General features: G+C 70.9%; 13 protein-coding genes. 7 read left to right on the forward strand and 6 right to left on the reverse strand.

Annotation, left to right across the window (positions count from 1 at the left end; translation table 11 throughout):
• Nucleotides 1–85: 85 nt before the first annotated feature.
• Nucleotides 86–4,153 (reverse strand): cell wall-binding repeat-containing protein, encoded by a 4,068-nt coding sequence (locus HSO01S_RS11260; RefSeq protein WP_084361574.1) that lies wholly within the window; start codon nt 4,151–4,153, stop codon nt 86–88.
• A 188-nt stretch (nt 4,154–4,341) separates the two neighbouring features.
• On the opposite strand from HSO01S_RS11260, the gene HSO01S_RS11265 reads away from it, so the two are divergent.
• On the forward strand, nt 4,342–5,484 hold the full coding sequence (locus HSO01S_RS11265) for an ROK family transcriptional regulator (RefSeq protein WP_066041384.1): 1,143 nt from the start codon (nt 4,342–4,344) through the stop codon (nt 5,482–5,484).
• A gap of 129 nt (nt 5,485–5,613) precedes the next feature.
• The gene (locus HSO01S_RS11270; RefSeq protein WP_066041577.1) at nt 5,614–6,462 is read left to right on the forward strand and encodes a TspO-related membrane protein; all 849 of its coding nucleotides are present in this window, start codon (nt 5,614–5,616) and stop codon (nt 6,460–6,462) included.
• Here HSO01S_RS11270 and HSO01S_RS11275 read toward each other — a convergent pair.
• Nucleotides 6,428–8,038, reverse strand: coding sequence for a sensor histidine kinase (locus tag HSO01S_RS11275; protein WP_084361575.1), 1,611 nt, complete (start codon nt 8,036–8,038; stop codon nt 6,428–6,430). The two genes, HSO01S_RS11270 and HSO01S_RS11275, sit on opposite strands and share 35 nt — an antisense overlap.
• On the reverse strand, nt 8,035–8,739 hold the full coding sequence (locus tag HSO01S_RS11280; RefSeq protein WP_169799980.1) for a response regulator transcription factor: 705 nt from the start codon (nt 8,737–8,739) through the stop codon (nt 8,035–8,037). The genes HSO01S_RS11275 and HSO01S_RS11280 overlap by 4 nt, the downstream gene beginning before the upstream one ends.
• A 291-nt stretch (nt 8,740–9,030) precedes the next feature.
• Between HSO01S_RS11280 and phoA the strand changes: the two genes are divergently transcribed.
• Both phoA and HSO01S_RS11290 read left to right on the forward strand, forming a co-directional pair.
• A complete protein-coding gene (gene phoA, locus HSO01S_RS11285) occupies nt 9,031–10,968 on the forward strand; it encodes an alkaline phosphatase (RefSeq protein ID WP_066041387.1) in 1,938 nt (645 codons plus the stop codon).
• 113 nt (nt 10,969–11,081) lie between these two features.
• Complete coding sequence (locus HSO01S_RS11290) at nt 11,082–11,630, forward strand: DUF1697 domain-containing protein (protein WP_066041389.1); 549 nt, start codon at nt 11,082–11,084, stop codon at nt 11,628–11,630.
• A 43-nt stretch (nt 11,631–11,673) separates the two neighbouring features.
• Here the strand turns inward: HSO01S_RS11290 and HSO01S_RS11295 are convergent, their stop codons facing one another.
• A complete protein-coding gene (locus HSO01S_RS11295) occupies nt 11,674–12,231 on the reverse strand; it encodes a CGNR zinc finger domain-containing protein (protein WP_066041392.1) in 558 nt (185 codons plus the stop codon).
• A gap of 76 nt (nt 12,232–12,307) precedes the next feature.
• On the opposite strand from HSO01S_RS11295, the gene HSO01S_RS11300 reads away from it, so the two are divergent.
• Nucleotides 12,308–13,357, forward strand: a complete 1,050-nt coding sequence (locus HSO01S_RS11300; RefSeq protein WP_218003797.1) for an EamA family transporter — start codon at nt 12,308–12,310, stop codon at nt 13,355–13,357.
• A gap of 78 nt (nt 13,358–13,435) precedes the next feature.
• Nucleotides 13,436–13,948: a hypothetical protein gene (locus tag HSO01S_RS19260; protein ID WP_066041395.1), complete on the forward strand. Its 513-nt coding sequence runs from the start codon at nt 13,436–13,438 to the stop codon at nt 13,946–13,948.
• Between the two features lie 77 nt (nt 13,949–14,025).
• Here HSO01S_RS19260 and HSO01S_RS11310 read toward each other — a convergent pair whose 3' ends face one another.
• A complete protein-coding gene (locus HSO01S_RS11310) occupies nt 14,026–14,370 on the reverse strand; it encodes a hypothetical protein (protein ID WP_066041397.1) in 345 nt (114 codons plus the stop codon).
• A gap of 28 nt (nt 14,371–14,398) precedes the next feature.
• Complete coding sequence (locus tag HSO01S_RS11315) at nt 14,399–15,574, reverse strand: zinc-dependent alcohol dehydrogenase (RefSeq protein ID WP_066041399.1); 1,176 nt, start codon at nt 15,572–15,574, stop codon at nt 14,399–14,401.
• A gap of 129 nt (nt 15,575–15,703) precedes the next feature.
• On the opposite strand from HSO01S_RS11315, the gene HSO01S_RS11320 reads away from it, so the two are divergent.
• Nucleotides 15,704–15,994, forward strand: coding sequence for a hypothetical protein (locus HSO01S_RS11320; protein ID WP_066041400.1), 291 nt, complete (start codon nt 15,704–15,706; stop codon nt 15,992–15,994).
• The last annotated feature ends 2 nt before the right edge of the window (nt 15,995–15,996 follow it).

Genomic DNA, 15,996 nt, shown 5'->3' on the forward strand with positions numbered 1-15,996 from the left:
GGAGAGCCCGGAAACGACGAAGACCTCCGGGAGGATCCCGGGTGCGATACCCGAAATCCTGCCCGGAGGCCTTCGCCGACTTACGCTAGCCCGCCGCGCACGGGGTCAGGCTCGCCACCTCGGGCGAGAGCGTCAGCTCGCCGCCGAGGAGGGTGACCTTGTTCGCGCCGAGCGCCTCGATCTGCGCCAGCGTCTCGGCCGGCACGCAGGTGCCGGGAACCGTGAACAGCGGAGCATCGATGCGCGGGGCGAACGCCGACCCGGAGAGGGCATCCGGGAACTTCTCCCCGGTCGCGATCACCACGTCGTCCGCCGACTTGAAGAAGTAGGCGTTGATCGCCCGCGAGGACGCGTACCGGTCCTCGCCCGCGAGCCGGTTCACCGAGCCGAACGTGGCGGCCTGGGTGGCGATGCCGGGAGAGACCGAGGCCTCACCACCGGCGATCAGCACCGTGTCGACACCGAGCTTCTCCAGCAGGGCGACCGTGTCGTCGTCGATGGTCGGAGCCGAGCCGTCCACGAGGATGACCGGCGCCTTGCCGTCGACCGCGGCACCCGCGGAGAGCGCGTCCGGGAAGCTGGTCCCCGTGGCGAGCACGGCGACCTTCGATCCGCTCGCGAACGAGGTCGCCGCGATCTCCCGCGACGTCGCGTACCGGTCGCTGCCGCTCACGCGGCTGACCGTCCCGATCGAGGCCAGGTCGGTCGCCACCGCGGCGCTGACCGAGCTCTCGCCACCGACGATCACGATCGACTTCGGGGCGAGACGCTTGATCTCGTCCTTGACCGAGGCCGGCAGCGCCGCACCCTGGGTGAGGAGGATCGGCGCGCCGCCGAGGGTCGCCGCGGGGGCGGCCGACAGGGCGTCCGGGAACACCTCGCCCGAGGTCACGTACACGGTGTCCGCGCCGCCGGGGAAGCCCGCCTTCGACGTGTTCACCGAGACCTCGTAGCGGTCGACGCCGTCGATGCGCTCCGTGGTGCCGTCGGAGACGGAGCCACGGGTGACCGAGACGAGCGACTGCAGGTCGGTGTAGCCCTCGGAGTACGGCCCCACGTCGATCCCGGAGACGCCCTTGTTCGTGGCGAGCTCTTCGAAACCGGCCGTGTGGATGGCGACGTCGAGGATCGTGGAGACACTGCGCTGCAGGTCACCCAGGCGGAGGTTGTACCCCGTGGTGGAGTAGTTGCCCCGCACCGTGACGGTGTACGACACCACCGGGCTCGCCGCATCCGCCGGGTTCTGGCGGACCACGTCGGTCACGGTGATGGCGGGCCGCTGCGTCGCGTTGAGCGCCGAGCTGTTCGCCCCGGTGAGGTAGGACTGCACCTCGTCGTAGGCGGCCTGGACGCTCGCCGGCTGGGCCGTCGCGGCGAACACCTCGTTGTTGATCGCGTCACGCGTGATCGTTCCCGAGGCCCGCGCGGCACCGAAGTCGGTGTTCGCGTCGATCGTCTTGCTGACCGTGTCGGCACCGGTGACCGAGGGGGTCAGACCGTTGAACTGCCACGACCACGACGTGCGGGTGGGTGTGACCGTCTTGGTGTAGACGGGCAGCCCGGTCGAGTCGATGCTCGGGGCGGTCTTCTTCGAGGCGTTGACGATCTCGCCGGGGTTTCCTCCGGGCTCGATCAGGTCGTTGCCGGCGTACATCACGGCGGTGGCACCGGTGCGCGGTCCCGCGCCCCAGTCGCTCATCACCAGGCCGCCGAAGCCCCACTCACCGCGCAGGATGTCGGTGTCGAGGTCGTACGAACCCGAGGTGTACGTGCCGTTGATCTTGTTGTACGAGGTCATCACGGCCATCGGCTGAGCGCCCTTGACCGCGATCTCGAACCCGCGCAGGTAGATCTCGCGCAGGGCCCGTTCGCCGATCACCGAGTTCGACGTGGTGCGCGCCGTCTCCTGGCTGTTGGCGGCGTAGTGCTTGATCGTCACACCGATTCCGGGAACGCTCTGCACACCCAGCGTCGTCGACACGGCCGTGAGGCCGGAGACCAGCGGGTCTTCGGAGTAGTACTCGAAGTTGCGGCCGTTGAGCGGGTCGCGGTGGATGTTCATGCCCGGCGCGAGCCAGAGCGTGACACCGTACTCGGCCATCTCGGCGCCGATCGCGGCGGAGACCTGCTGGATCAGATCGCGGTCCCACGTCTGGGCGAGCGCGGTTCCGATCGGCCAGGCGGTCGCGAACTGGTAGCTCGGCGTCGAACCCTGGATCTCCTTGGTGATGCGGAGTCCGGCGGGGCCGTCGGCGAGCGTCATGCCCGGGATGCCCTGCCCCTCGTACTTCGAGGTGGTGTAGCCGGCGGCGCCGACGGCGCTGGCGATGCTTCCGCGGCCCGAGGAGCCCTCGGCGATCGTGGCGAGCTGCACGAGCGAGAGGCCCGTGACGAACTGGTCCATGCTCACCGTGCCCTTGGCCACGTCGAACAGCGTCGCTCCGGCGACCGGGGTCGTCGGGGTGACGGTCTCACCGGTCTTTGCCTGGTACGGCGCTCCGGTGCCCTCCCAGTCGGTGACCGTCGGGTCGACGTGCGCCGCGACGCTCGAGATCGTGGAGCCGTCGATCGCCGCGTACGGCGAGGCCGGGTCGACCGCGACATCCTGCTGGAACTCCGAGGAGTTGTCCGGCGTGACGAAACCGGTGGTGTCGAGCGTGATCACGGGAGCCGCGGCGATCTCGGCCGCCTCGCCCTCGTAGGAGTAGAACTCCTCGGGCGTGCTGGTCAGCTCGCTGTCGGGAGCCTGGTCGTTCACCTCGTTGGCGAGTTGCTCGGTGACGAGCTCGTCGCCCAGCCGGACGACGCCGGCCACCTGGGTGCTGCGCGAGGAGTCGCCGACACGGACGACGTAGTCGCCCGCGGCCATCACCTCGGCCGCGCGGGTGGTGTCGTAGGACGACATCTGCGTGGTGGTGTACGAGATGGTCAGGGTCTGCGACTCACCGGGGGCGAGCACGTCGGTCTTGCCGTACGCTGCGAGCTCCTGGTACGGCTCGTCGAGCCCGCCCTGGGGTGCCGAGTAGTAGACCTGCACCGTGTCGCGACCCGAGTAGGTGTCGCCGGTGTTCGTGACGCGGGCGCGCACGGTGACCTGACCGGAGTCGGCCGTGACCGAGACCGGCTCGACCTGGAAGTCGGTGTACGACATCCCGAAGCCGAAGGGGTAGCTCACCACGCCGGCCGGGTCGGCCGGGTCGATGGTGGCGTACTTCGAGTCGAAGTAGCGGTAGCCGACGTAGATGCCCTCGCTGTATTGCTCGGTCGCCGAGTTGGCGTCGTTGTTCGCGAAGGTGCCCGAGGCCGGGTAGTAGGAGTACTTCGAGGCCCAGGTGTCGGTGAGCTTGCCGGCGGGGGTGACCTTGCCGGCGAGCACGTCGGCGACGGCGTTGCCGGTCTCCTGGCCGCCCTGGCTCATCAGGAGCACCGAGTCGAGGGCTTCTCCGCCTGCAGGATCCTTCGTGTCGGCGTTGATCGCCGGCACGAACGAGGTGTCGACCACTCCGCCGACGTTGAGCAGGATGACCACGTTCTTGTAGGTCTGCCCGATCAGCGCGATGTCGTTGCGCTCGACATCGGTGAGCAGGTAGTCGCCGGCGCCGGACTTTCGGTCGGCGCCCTCGCCCGAGCTGCGGGCGAGCACGAACACCGCGGTGTCGGTGGCTGCGGTGGGAGCCACGGTGTCGGCAGTGAGCACCTGCTCCACCGAGGAGTAGTCGACGGTCGGGCTGCCGAAGCCGCCGGAGGCGTTGGCGTACTTCGCGTCGTACGCGGCCTTCATGGCGTCGTAGTAGCCGGGGCTCGTCGTGACGGTGTAGCCGGCGTTCTCCAGCCCCTGCCGCACCGAGATCGTGTAGCGGTTGTTGACGTCACCGGATCCGGTGCCGCCCTTGACGGTCTTGTAGCTGCCCACACCGAACACGGCCACCGGGCCGCTCTCGGCGAGCGGGAGGCTGCCGCCGTCGTTCTTCAGCAGCACCATCCCGTCGGCCGCAGCCTGACGGGCGAGTTGCGCGTGCGCCAACTCGAGCTGCCCCGGGTTCGGGTCGGTGGTCGCGGCACTGGCCGCACCCACCCCGAACGCCCCTAGGGATGCGCAGACGGTGGCGGCGGCGACCACACCGCTCGCCAGCCTGTTTCTCAGGATTTGCATTCGCTGTCCTCTCTGACAACGTCGGTGGGCCGATTTGCCCGTAGGGACAGATACTCGCCCCCGAGCACGACTTTATGAGCCCCGTTCGGGGTGGTCAATCCGTTTTAAAACTCGATTCCGGGTTTTTTTGCTGAAACGCGTTCTAATTCCTGAGCGCCCTCCTGGGGCCATCCGCTAGCCTGCGATCCATGACCCACCCCGACGACCTCGCGAGCTCCCGCACGGACGAGGCGGTGCTGAAGCTCGTCCGGGCCGCCGGCGACAGCAGTCGCGCCGAGCTCGCGGCGGCGACCGGAATCGCGCAGAGCACGATCAACCAGGCCGTCTCGCGACTGCTCGGCCGGGGGCTGCTCCGGCAGATCACGACCAGCCCGAAGGGGGCCGGCTCCGGCAGCGGCCGCCCGGCGACGCGTCTGGCCCTGGCGCGGAGTTCCGGGGTCACGGCCGCGATCGACTTCGGCCACAACCACGTGCGGGTCGCGGTGGCGGATGCTCGGGACGGCTTCTCGGCCGAGCGCGAGCTGCTGATCGACGTCGACCTGCGCGGCACCGAGGCGATGGAGACCGCAGCGGCCCTGCTCCGCGAGCTGCTCGACGAGGCCGGCAAGGAGATGCCCCCGGCACTCGTGGTCGGCATCCCCGGCCCGGTCGATTCGCGCACCGGGCTGGTGCGGTCGCCCACGATCCTCTCGAGCTGGATCGGGATGGCGCCCGCGGCGACGCTCGGCGAACTGCTCGGCACCTCGATCCGGATCGAGAACGACGCCTTCCTCGGCGCCTACGGCGAGCTGCGGCACGGCGTCGGGCGCTGGGCCGGCACCTTCCTCTACGTCAAGGTCTCGAACGGGGTCGGCGCGAGCCTGGTGATCGACGGCAAGCCGTTCCGCGGTGTAAGCGGGTTGTCCGGCGAGATCGGGCACATCGCGCTCCCCAACCGCACCGAGGTCTGCCGCTGCGGCAACCGTGGATGCCTGGAGGCCGTGGTCTCGGTCGGCGCGGTGACCGCGCAGATCGCGCTCACCCGGCAGGATCCGTCGATCGACCCCTTCACCGAGACCCGGCCGGGTTCGCCGAGCTACCGGGTCTTCGAGGAGTCGGGCCGCATCCTCGGCCGGGTGCTCGCGGCCTGTTGCGACCTGCTGAACCCGAACGCCGTCGTGCTCGGCGGCGAGCTCGGGGCGAACAGCCCGGCCTTCGTCGAAGGGGTGCGCGCCTCGATCGAGCGGCACGCCCAGCCCGCGGTGGCCGGTGCGCTGCGGGTGCTGGCGGCCGAGACCGGAGGGCGGGCCGAGATCGTGGGGGCAATGGCGCTGGCGGAGGTCACGGCCTGAGGCTTGGTCTGAGGAGCCGTCCCTGGCAGCGCGGGGCACGGGCGATTAAGGCGCGAAGTAACTAAGCTGGTTAGCGAAACAGGCAGCCCGATGTTCGGAACAGGCCGGACGACCAGCTCGGAGGCGATCATGACCGCGACCCATCCCATCCACTCGTCGACCACCGACGCCGGGGCCCCGACCTCCGCCGATCGCGTGCGCCAGGTCGTCGTGGCCGCGAGCGCCGTCTTCGCGGTGATCGGCTCGTTCGTCGGGTCGGGCGCCGCGGGCGGTACGCCCATCCAGGAGGCCGCGGGTGGGGCGCTCAGCGCCGACTCCACGCTGATCGCCCCGGCCGGCCCGGCCTTCTCGATCTGGTCGGTGATCTACCTCGGGCTGATCGCGTACGCGGTCTGGCAGTTCCTGCCCCGCCAGGCGGCCGCACCCCGGCAGCGGCGGCTCGGCTACCCGGTGGCGGTCACGCTCATCCTCAACGCGGCGTGGATCCTCAGCGTGCAGGCGGGACTGCTCGCGCTGAGCGTCGTGGTGATCGTGCTGCTGCTGGCCGCTCTGCTCGTGACCTTCGTGCTCGTCGTGCGCACGCGCCGCCGCGGCCAGGGCGTGATCGAGTCGATCGTGCTCGACGGCACGATCGGGCTCTACCTCGGCTGGGTCTGCGTCGCGACCGCCGCGAACGTCACGGCGGCGCTGCAGGCGGGCGGCTTCGACGGCTTCGGCGCGCCCGCCGAGGGCTGGGGCATCGCGATCGTGATCGTCGCCGCCCTCGCCGGGATCGCGCTGGCCGCCTACGGGCGGGGCCGGCTCGCGCCCGCCGCCTCGCTCGCCTGGGGCCTGGCGTGGCTCGCCGTGTCGCGCACCACCGGCGAACTGCTGAGCGCTCCGGTCGCGACGACGGCCTGGATCGCGGCGGCCGCCGTGGTCGTGGCGACCGTGGTCATCCGGATCACGGCCGTGGCGGGAGACCGCCGGAGGGCCTGACCTCGCCGCGGGCGCCGTCGCCGTCGCGGTCTCGATCGCTGCGGTCTCGATCGCCGTCGAGTTCCCCGTCACTGGTGGCCGCGGCACCCGGGCTCCCGAGCCGCGCCAGCCGCACCGTGAACGTCGTCCCCTCCGGGCTGGAGTCGACCGCGATGCTGCCCTCGTGCGCCTCGACGATCGAGGCCACGATCGCGAGCCCCAGCCCCGAGCTGCCCGCCCGCCGCGACCGCGACGAGTCACCCCGGGCGAAGCGCTCGAAGAGCTCCGGCACCAGCTCGGGCGCGATCCCGGGGCCGTCGTCCGCGACCGCGAGCTCGACGACGCCGTCCTCCGGAACGCGGACGCGCACGGCGACCGCGGTTCCCTCGGGGGTGTGCGTGGCGGCGTTCGACAGCAGGTTGAGCACGAGCTGGTGCAGCCGCTCGCGATCGGCGGTGACGACGACCGGTTCGTCGGGGATCGCGATCGACCACCGGTGGCCCGCCCAGGTCGCCCCGGCGTCGCTGATCGCGTTCTCGGCGACCTCGCCGAGGTCGACCCGGTCCAGGTGCAGGTCCTGACCCTCGTCGAGCCGGGCGAGCAGCAGCAGGTCGCTGACCAAGGAGTTCATCCGCCGCGCCTCGGACTCGATCCGCGCCAGGGAGTACTCGGTGATGTCGGGCAGCTCGGCGTTGTCCTGCCGGGTCAGCTCGGCATAGCCCTGGATCGCCGCGAGCGGGGTGCGCAGCTCGTGACTGGCGTCGGTGACGAAGCGGCGCATCCGCCTGTCCGTCGCGGCACGCACCGCGAGGGCGTCGTCGACGTGCGCGAGCAGCCGGTTGAGCGCCTCGCCGACCTTGCCCACCTCGGTGCGCGGGTCGGTGTCGGATGCCTGCACCCGCGTCGTGATCCCCACGTCGCCACGGTCGAGCGGCAGGGTCGTCACCTCGACCGCCGTTCCGACCACCCGCGAGAGCGGGCGGAGACCAAGCCGCACCACCACGATCGTGCCGAAGACGATGATCGTGAGGGCCAGCAGGGCGAGGACGACGAGGATGAGGGTCTCCTGGCGCACCGCGGCGTCCGCCGTCGCCATCGACATGCCGGCGACCAGGGTGCCGCCCTGGCTGTCGGTCGAGGTCGCGACGCGGTAGCCGCCGAGCCCGGGCAGCGGGATGCTCTGACGCTGGCCGTCGCTGAGCGTGAGCGATTCGAGGGCGGCGATCACGGCGGGATCGAGCGTGCGGGCGTCAGAGTCGGAGAACTGCGCCGAGTCGACGACCCGGCCGTCTTCGATCAGGGCGATGATCGCGCCGGGGCCGTGGCCGACGAAGTCGACGAAGGGCTTGGGGGTGCGGGTGGGGGCGCTGCTGCCGGAGGCCGATCCGCTGCCGGCCGGCGAGCCGTAATGGAACTTCTCGACCGAGTGCCGGAGCGCCGACAACGACCCGGTGAGCTGCGTGTCGACCACGGCGGTGACCGACGAGGTCACCGTGACCACGCTCACCACACCCACCGTGAGCAGCACGGCCGCGACCACGGCGGCCACCCCGACGACGAGCCGGTTCGCCAGCGACCAGGGGCGCCGGCCGCTCATTCGACGGGCCTCAGCACGTAGCCGACGCCCCGCACGGTATGGATCATCGAGGGGCGGTCGGCGTCGATCTTCTTGCGCAGGTACGAGACGTAGAGGTCGACGATGCTCGCCTTGCCCGCGAAGTCGTAGTTCCAGACCCGGTCGAGGATCTGGGCGCGCGAGAGCACCCGGCGGGGGTTGCGCATGAAGTACCGCAGCAGCTCGAACTCGGTCGTGGTCAGGGTGATCTGCGCGCCTCCCCGGTTGACCTCGTAGCTCGACTCGTCCAGCAGCAGGTCGCCGACGATGATCCGGGAGTCCTCGTCGGAGGTCACCATCATCGAGCGGCGGAGCAGGCCCCGCAGGCGCGCGACGAGCTCCTCGAGGCTGAACGGCTTGGTCATGTAGTCGTCGCCGCCGGCGGTCAGCCCGATGATCCGGTCGTCGATCGAGTCGCGCGCGGTGAGGAAGAGGGTGGGCGAGGTCGCCTCGACCTCGCGCAGGCGGCGCAGCAGTGTGATCCCGTCGATGTCGGGGAGCATGATGTCGAGCACGACGACATCCGGCCGCTCTGCGCGATAACGCTCGAGGGCGGTCTCGCCGTCGTGGGCGACGTCGACGGTCCACCCCTCGTAGCCGAGGGCGAGCGAGACGAGGCTGGTCAGCACCTGCTCGTCGTCGACGAGCAGCACCCGGATCGGCGACCCGTCCGGCCGGTACATCCGCGGCAGCTTCGCCAGCACGGCGCGACGGCGCCCGGTCGAGTGCAGCTCGTCGGGCGTCGGGGTGTTCGTCACCCTCCATTGTGGCTCGCCGTGCCTCCAGCACTCCAGCGGCCCCGGCGCTTTCATAGCTGCCGCAAATGTCCCGGCCCCCATCCGGGGTACAGACTCCGGATGCTCTGCGTTCACCCGGGCGTCGCCTCCGGTTCAGTCTCCTTTCCCCCGCGGGGACTCTGCTGGTGGATGCACCCGGACGGGTGCCCTTCACACTTCTCGAGCACGGAGCACACGATGGCGTCACATCCCCCCTTCCGCCGCGGCAGGCGCGCACTGATCGCCGCCGCCCTCCTCACGGCCGCGAGCATCAGCCTCCCCGTCGCGGCCTTCGCCGATCCGGGCGACGACCTCTCGGTCAACGGCGGCGCGACCCGCAACTCCGGCGACAAGACCGCGGCCCTCCGCGCATCCATCGTCGACGGGCCGGCCAAGAACGTCATCCTGCTGATCGGCGACGGCATGGGCGACTCCGAGATCACCGTCGCCCGCAACTACGCCTACGGCGCCGCGGGCGAGCTGCCCGGCATCGACGCCCTGCCCCTGACCGGTCAGTACACGACCTACTCGCTCTACCGCGACGGCGACGCGAAGGGCAAGCCCGACTACGTGCCGGACTCCGCCGCGACCGGCTCGGCGTGGTCGACCGGCACCAAGACCTTCGACAACGCCATCTCGGTCGACATCGACGGCAAGCCGCAGCAGACCCTGATCGAGATCGCCAAGGCGAACGGTCTGAAGACCGGCGACGTCTCGACCGCCGAGATCCAGGATGCGACTCCCGCCGTCCAGGTCGCGCACGTCGACGCCCGCAGCTGCTACGGCCCCGACAGCACCACCTGCGGTGACGACGCCCTCGTGGCCGGTGGCCTCGGCTCGATCAGCGAGCAGCTGCTCGACACCCGCCCCGACCTGACCCTCGGCGGCGGCTCGGCCACCTTCAACCAGACCGCGAAGGCCGGCCAGTGGAACGGCCAGACGCTGTTCGCCCAGGCTCAGGACCGCGGCTACCAGCTCGTCTCCGACGCCGCCGGGCTCTCCGCCGTCAAGGCGGCCGACCAGACCGCCCCGGTTCTCGGCCTCTTCACCCCGGGCAACTTCCCGACCCGCTACGCGCCCTCCGAGGCGACCGTGGGCGGCGCGAGCCTGGCTCCCGTCACCTGCCAGCCGAACCCGGCCCGTCTGGAGTCCGGCCTGTCGCTGTCGTCGCTGACGAACAAGGCGATCGACCTCCTGAACACCGGTTCGGGCGCCGACGACAAGGGCTTCTTCCTGCAGGTCGAGGGCGCCTCGATCGACAAGCAGGACCACGCGGCCAACGCCTGCGGCCAGATCGGTGAGACCCTCGACCTCGACGAGGCCGTTCAGGCGGCCCTCGCCTTCGCCGAGAAGGACGGCAACACGCTCGTCATCGTCACCGCCGACCACGCGCACACCTCGCAGATCGTCGACAGCACTCCCCCGGCGACGCTCAGCACCGCGCTGACCACCGCCGACGGAAGCGTCATGAAGGTGGCCTACGGCACCGCCGCGGCCGGCGGCTCGCAGCAGCACACCGGCACCCAGCTGCGGATCGCGGCCTACGGCCCCGGCGGAGCACAGGTCGTCGGGCTCACCGACCAGACCGACAACTTCTTCACGATGGCCAACGCGCTCGAGCTCAACCGCAACACCGCCTCGCTGAGCGCGAACGCCTCGGCGACGCTGTCGAAGACCACGGTCGCTCCCGGCGAGGAGCTCTCGGTCGCGGCCGAGGGCTTCCAGGGCGACCGCCAGCTCGGGGCCGTCGTAGCCTCGACGCCGGTCGACCTCGGCTCGGACGACGTGATCGACGGCGACGCCTCGTACACCTTCACCGCACCGACCGACCTCGGCGCGCACTCGGTGACGCTGACCGGCCGCCAGAGCGGCAAGGTCGTCACGGCCGAGTTCACCGTGGTCGCTGCGGGCACCGGCACCTCGAACCCGCCGGCCGGCGGAGCGGGTGCGGGAGCCGGCGCCGGCACGGGCGGCTCGGGATCGGGCTCCGGCTCGTCGGCCACCGCCGGCTCGGGCGCCTCGGCGCTCGGCTCGACGGGCGCCGTCGTGGCACCGTTCGCCGTGCTCGGTGCGCTGCTTCTCGCCGCCGGTGCCGTCATGGTGATGCAGCGTCGTCGTCAGGCGCAGCAGCACTAGCATCGCGCGACCAGACAACGCGAGGCGGGCTCATCCTTCGGGGTGGGCCCGCTTCGGTGTCGGGGGAATGCGTCAGGGGGCGAGGTGTCGGTGGGCGGCGGTACGGTGTGGCCATGAGATACGCAGCGCTGCTCCGGGGCGTCAACGTGAACGGCGTGACGGTGAAGAGCGCCGAGCTCGCCGAACTGTTCCGCTCGCTGGGGTTCGCGGGGGTGAAGACGGTGCTCGCCTCGGGCAACGTCGTCTTCGAGACCGCCGACGGCGATCGGCCGGCGCTCAAGGCCCGGATCGAAAAGGGGCTCGCCGAGCGCTTCGGCTACGACGCCTGGATCGTGCTCGTCGCCCACGACGACCTGGCTGCGATCGTCGACGGATACCCCTTCCCCGAGACCGACGAGACGCATCCGTACGTGGTGTTCAGCTCGGATGCGGGCGTGCTCGACGAGGTGGCCGAGACCGCGGCCGGCCTCGACCCTGCGGCGCCCGGCGAGCTCGGCGAGCGGGCCGCACGGGGGCCGGACGGCCTGGCGACCAGGGTCGTCTACTGGGAGTGCCCCAAGGGTTCGAGCACTGACACGGTGTTCGCGAAGTACCTCGCGAAGGCGCGGTTCAAGTCGACCACGACCACCCGCAACCTGCGCACGCTGCGGAAGCTGCTCTAGGGGGCCGGCGGTTCCGGCGGTTCCGGCGAGCGCTCACCGGCCGTCACGCGCCCGACGACTGGCGCGCGCGGTACGCGAGCACGTTCATCCGGTTGCCGCAGTTGCCCGCGTCGCAGAAGCGCTTGGAGCGGTTGCGCGAGAGGTCGACGAGCACGCCGTCGCAGTCGTCGGCGGCGCAGCGCTTGAGTCGATCGAGCTCGTCACCGCGGATGACGTCGATGAACGCCATCGCGACCTCGACGGCCATGCGGGTCGCGAGCGGGGCATCCGACTCGGTGGCGTGCAGGTGCCAGTCCCAGTCGCCGTGCCGCACGAGCTGGGGCAGGGCGTTCGCGTCGCGGAGGATGCCGTTGACCAGCGCGACCGAGTCGTCGCGGTCGAGCTCCCAGAAGCGCCGGAAGAGGGGCCGGAGCGCGCGGACGGCCTCGAGCTCGGCGGCGTCGCCGTCACGGCGGCCCGAGTAGTCGTTCTCGTCGAGGAGCGCCCGGAGCGCGTCCGTGTCGGCCAGGGTGTCGACGGTCGAGTTGGAGACCCGCTCCCCGGTGTTGACGAGCGCGGAGGTGAAGGCGAGCGTCGCCTCGGTGTCATAGGCAAAGACCATGTTGACTCCTGACAGACCGGGCGGATAGTGTCATCAGCGTAACGGCATTTCACTCCTGACAGGCAGAAGGCACCCGATGAGCGCTCCGGCACGGTCCACCGTCGGCGGCACGCCCGGCACCGGCGGTACGAACGGCACGGGCGTCACAGGCGCGGATGCGGCCGGACGGCTCCCGTCAGCCATGGCCTCGCACAAGGCGTCCGGCCTGGCGCTGGCCCTGCTCGCCGCCGCCGCCTTCGGCACGAGCGGCCCCTTCATCAAACCCCTGCTCGACGCGGGTTGGTCGCCCGCCGCCGCGGTCGCCGTGCGGGCGGGAGCCGGCGGCCTGCTCCTGCTGCCGTTCGCTCTCATCGCACTGCGGGGCCGGTTCCGGAAGCTCGCCGCGGCCTGGAAGCTCGTCCTCGCCTACGGTCTCATCGCCGTGATCGGCGCCCAGGTCTTCTACTTCGCCGCGATCGAGCGGCTCCCCGTCGGTATCGCGTTGCTGATCGAGTACAGCGCCCCCATCCTGCTGGTGCTGCTGGCCTGGGCGCGCACGCGCATCCCCCCGGCCCTGCTCACGATCATCGGAGCGGTGCTCAGCATCGCCGGGCTCGCTCTCGTGATCAACCCGTCCGGCACCGCGGGGCTCGACGTGCTCGGGGTCGTCTTCGCCCTGGCCGCCGCGGTCTGCCTGGCCGGCTACTACCTGATCTCGGCGCTGCCGACCGGCGGCCTGCCGCCCGTCACGCTCGTGAGCGTCGGTCTGGTCGTCGGCGCGGTGGCGCTCACGCTGGTCGGGCTGACCGGGCTGGTGCCGCTCTCGGTCTCGTTCGATCCGGTGGCGCTGCCGTGGCTCGGAGAGGTGCCGTGGTTCGTGCCGATGGGCGTGGTCGTCGTGGTGGCCACCGCGGTCGCGTACCTGGCCGGGCTGCTCGGGGCGCTCCGCCTCGGATCGCGGGTGGCCTCGTTCGTGGGGCTGGTCGAGGTGCTCTTCGCGGTGCTGTTCGCCTGGCTGCTGCTCGGCGAGGTGCCGACGCTCGTGCAGGCGCTCGGCGGCGCACTGATCGTGGCGGGCGTGGTGTTCGTGCGGCTGCAGCGCGAGCCTCCGCTGCCCGAGCCGATCACCCCCGACCCGATCGCCTGAGCCGAACACCTCCCCTGCAAGCAGTGTCAGACGCCCCGGGATGCGGTAGGCATGAGTAAAGATCGCGAAGGGATCCTCATGAGCCAGCCGCACGACAACGGTCAGCCGCCGCAGGGCCAGTGGCAGCAGCCGCAGCAGGGGTACGGGCAGCCGCAGCAGCCGCCGTACGGGCAACCGCAGCAGGGCTACGGTCAGCAGGGGCAGTCGCCGTCGCATCCCGGAGCGCAGCCGCAGTACGGTGCCCAGCCTCAGTACGGGCAGCCGGCGCCGGCGGCCGGCAGCAACCCGATGGGCCTGGCCTCGCTCATCGCTGGGGCCGTGCCCTCGGTGCTCGGCATCGTCTTCCTGATCGCCCAGGCCGCCGTCCTCCGCAGCGGCGAGACCGAGGCGCTCGGCGCGATCAACGGCCTGAGCTCGGTGCTCTCCGCCATCCTGGCTCTCGCGGCCATCGTGCTCGGCATCGTCGCCGTCACCCGCCGCGGGCTGTCGAAGACGCTCGCCGCCGCGGGGATCGCCCTCGGAGCCGCGACCCTCGTCAGCGTGCTCAGCGGCCTGATCTACTCGGCGGCACTCTCCGCGTTCTACGGCTGAATCGGCCGGGCCGGCCTCAGGCGAACGACAGGATGCGCCGCGCCGCTCCCTGAGAGCCGGCGCGGCGCATCCCGAACTCAGTCGTCGATCTGCTCGAGCAGCTTCTTGCTCGCCTTGGCGATGTCGTCGTGCCCGAACTGCGCGGCGCGGCTCTCGAGCGAGATGATGCCACCGCGCCTGACCTTCGAGAAGTCGCCGTAGGGGAAGCTGTAGCGCCCCTTGGTCTCCTCGGACTTCTCCGAATCGACGCCGAGGTGCCACTTGGCGTACTCGCCCCAGCCGCGCTTCTCGATGAAGGCGTTCTCCTCCTCGGAGGTCGGGGCCGCCTCGCTCCAGTCGTCGCGTTCGTCACGCACGACCTTCCCGGCCTCGATCAGCTCGCGGGCCTGGCCTACGGCGGTGGTGTTCAGCTTCACGGACATGCGGTGCTCCCTTCGCGATCGGCCGCGCTCACGGCTTGAGGACGACCTTGATGCAGCCATCCTCCTTCTTCTTGAACACGTCGTACATGCGGGCCGCGTCCTCGAGCGGCACCTGGTGGGTCACGAGGTCGTCGATGCCCAGCGGGTCGGCCGGGTCCTCGGCCAGCGGCAGCAGCTCGTCGAGCCAGCGGTGCACGTTGCACTGGCCCATCTTGAGCGTGATGCCCTTGTCGAAGATGGTCATGAACGGCACCGGGTCGGCCGCGCCGGCGTAGACGCCGCTGAGCGAGACCGTGCCGCCGCGCTTGACCACGTCGAAGGCGAGCATCATCGCGGCGAGCCGGTCGACGCCGACGGTCTCGGCGGCCTTCTTGGCCAGGGCGTCGGGCAGCAGGCCGGTCGCGAACTGGCCGAAGGCGGCGACGGGGTTGCCGTGCGCCTCCATGCCCACCGCATCCACCACCGCGTCGGGCCCGCGACCCTCGGTGGCCTCGCGCAGGCGGTCGGCGATGTCGTCGGTGAGGTCGAAGGTCTCGATGCCGTGGCGCTCGGCCATGGCCCGGCGCTCGGGCACCGGGTCGACGGCGATCACGCGGTGGCCGAGGTACTTGCCGATGCGTGACGCGAACTGCCCGACCGGGCCGAGGCCGAGCACCGCGAGCACGCCGCCTTCCGGCAGCTCGCAGTACTGCACGCCCTGCCAGGCGGTGGGGAGGATGTCGGAGAGGAAGAGGTAGCGCTCGTCGGGCAGCTCGGTGCCGACCTTCAGCGCGTTGAAGTCGGCGAACGGAACCCGGAGGAGTTCGGCCTGCCCGCCGGGGACGGATCCATAGAGCTCGGTGTAGCCGTAGAGCGACGCGCCCGTGCCCGACTTGCGGTTCTGGGTGGTCTCGCACTGGGTGGTGAGGCCCTTCTGACACATGTAGCAGAAGCCGCACGCGATCACGAAGGGGATGACGACGCGGTCGCCGACCGACAGCGAGGTGACGCCCGAGCCGACCTCCTCGACGATGCCCATCGGCTCGTGTCCCAGGACGTCGCCCTTGTCGAGGAACGGCCCGAGCACGTCGTAGAGGTGCAGGTCGGAACCGCAGATCGCGGTGGAGGTGACGCGGATGATCGCATCCGTCGCATCCTGCAGCACCGGGTCGGGGACCTCGTCGACGCGGACCTTCATCGTGCCTTGCCAGGTGAGTGCTCTCATACTCCCGGCTTACCCCGCTCCCGGGATCCCGCAACCCCTGCCCGGGAATTCGCGGGGCACCCGGTGCGGGCTCGCGAGGTCGGTCGCATGCTGGAGGGAGCATCCGCAGTTCCGACGAAGGAGACGATCATGGCTCTCGAAGCCGACGACCTGGTGCTGCCGCACCGTGGCCTGGAGTACACCCTCAGCGGAGGAGCCCCCGAGTGGGCGATCGGGCGTGACGGCGTGCTGTTCGGGTACCTCGTGATCCGCTCGGTCGCGGGCGAGGAGGGCGAGCCCGTCTACACGACCCGGCTGCCCGACGGCACGATCGGCAACGTCGAGGGCAGCGACTGGGAGCAGATCGTGAAGGCGATGCTGAACGAGGTCGACCCGGCGATCCCGGATGCGAGCTCGGGGTCGTCGATGGCGACGCCGTAGCG

The sequence above is a fragment of the Herbiconiux solani NBRC 106740 genome (assembly GCF_001571005.1).
GTDB classification, from domain to species: Bacteria; Actinomycetota; Actinomycetes; order Actinomycetales; family Microbacteriaceae; genus Herbiconiux; species Herbiconiux solani.

What these genes read in the sequence shown, in the direction of transcription:
- HSO01S_RS11270 (WP_066041577.1), top strand. Translation starts at nt 5,614, where the DNA reads ATGACCGCGACCCATCCCATCCACTCGTCGACCACCGACGCCGGGGCC.
- HSO01S_RS11310 (WP_066041397.1), bottom strand. Translation starts at nt 14,370, where the DNA reads ATGTCCGTGAAGCTGAACACCACCGCCGTAGGCCAGGCCCGCGAGCTG.
- HSO01S_RS11275 (WP_084361575.1), bottom strand. Translation starts at nt 8,038, where the DNA reads ATGAGCGGCCGGCGCCCCTGGTCGCTGGCGAACCGGCTCGTCGTCGGG.
- HSO01S_RS11295 (WP_066041392.1), bottom strand. Translation starts at nt 12,231, where the DNA reads ATGGTCTTTGCCTATGACACCGAGGCGACGCTCGCCTTCACCTCCGCG.
- HSO01S_RS11300 (WP_218003797.1), top strand. Translation starts at nt 12,308, where the DNA reads ATGAGCGCTCCGGCACGGTCCACCGTCGGCGGCACGCCCGGCACCGGC.
- HSO01S_RS11320 (WP_066041400.1), top strand. Translation starts at nt 15,704, where the DNA reads ATGGCTCTCGAAGCCGACGACCTGGTGCTGCCGCACCGTGGCCTGGAG.
- phoA (WP_066041387.1), top strand. Translation starts at nt 9,031, where the DNA reads ATGGCGTCACATCCCCCCTTCCGCCGCGGCAGGCGCGCACTGATCGCC.
- HSO01S_RS19260 (WP_066041395.1), top strand. Translation starts at nt 13,436, where the DNA reads ATGAGCCAGCCGCACGACAACGGTCAGCCGCCGCAGGGCCAGTGGCAG.
- HSO01S_RS11265 (WP_066041384.1), top strand. Translation starts at nt 4,342, where the DNA reads ATGACCCACCCCGACGACCTCGCGAGCTCCCGCACGGACGAGGCGGTG.
- HSO01S_RS11315 (WP_066041399.1), bottom strand. Translation starts at nt 15,574, where the DNA reads ATGAGAGCACTCACCTGGCAAGGCACGATGAAGGTCCGCGTCGACGAG.
- HSO01S_RS11280 (WP_169799980.1), bottom strand. Translation starts at nt 8,739, where the DNA reads ATGTACCGGCCGGACGGGTCGCCGATCCGGGTGCTGCTCGTCGACGAC.
- HSO01S_RS11260 (WP_084361574.1), bottom strand. Translation starts at nt 4,153, where the DNA reads ATGCAAATCCTGAGAAACAGGCTGGCGAGCGGTGTGGTCGCCGCCGCC.
- HSO01S_RS11290 (WP_066041389.1), top strand. Translation starts at nt 11,082, where the DNA reads ATGAGATACGCAGCGCTGCTCCGGGGCGTCAACGTGAACGGCGTGACG.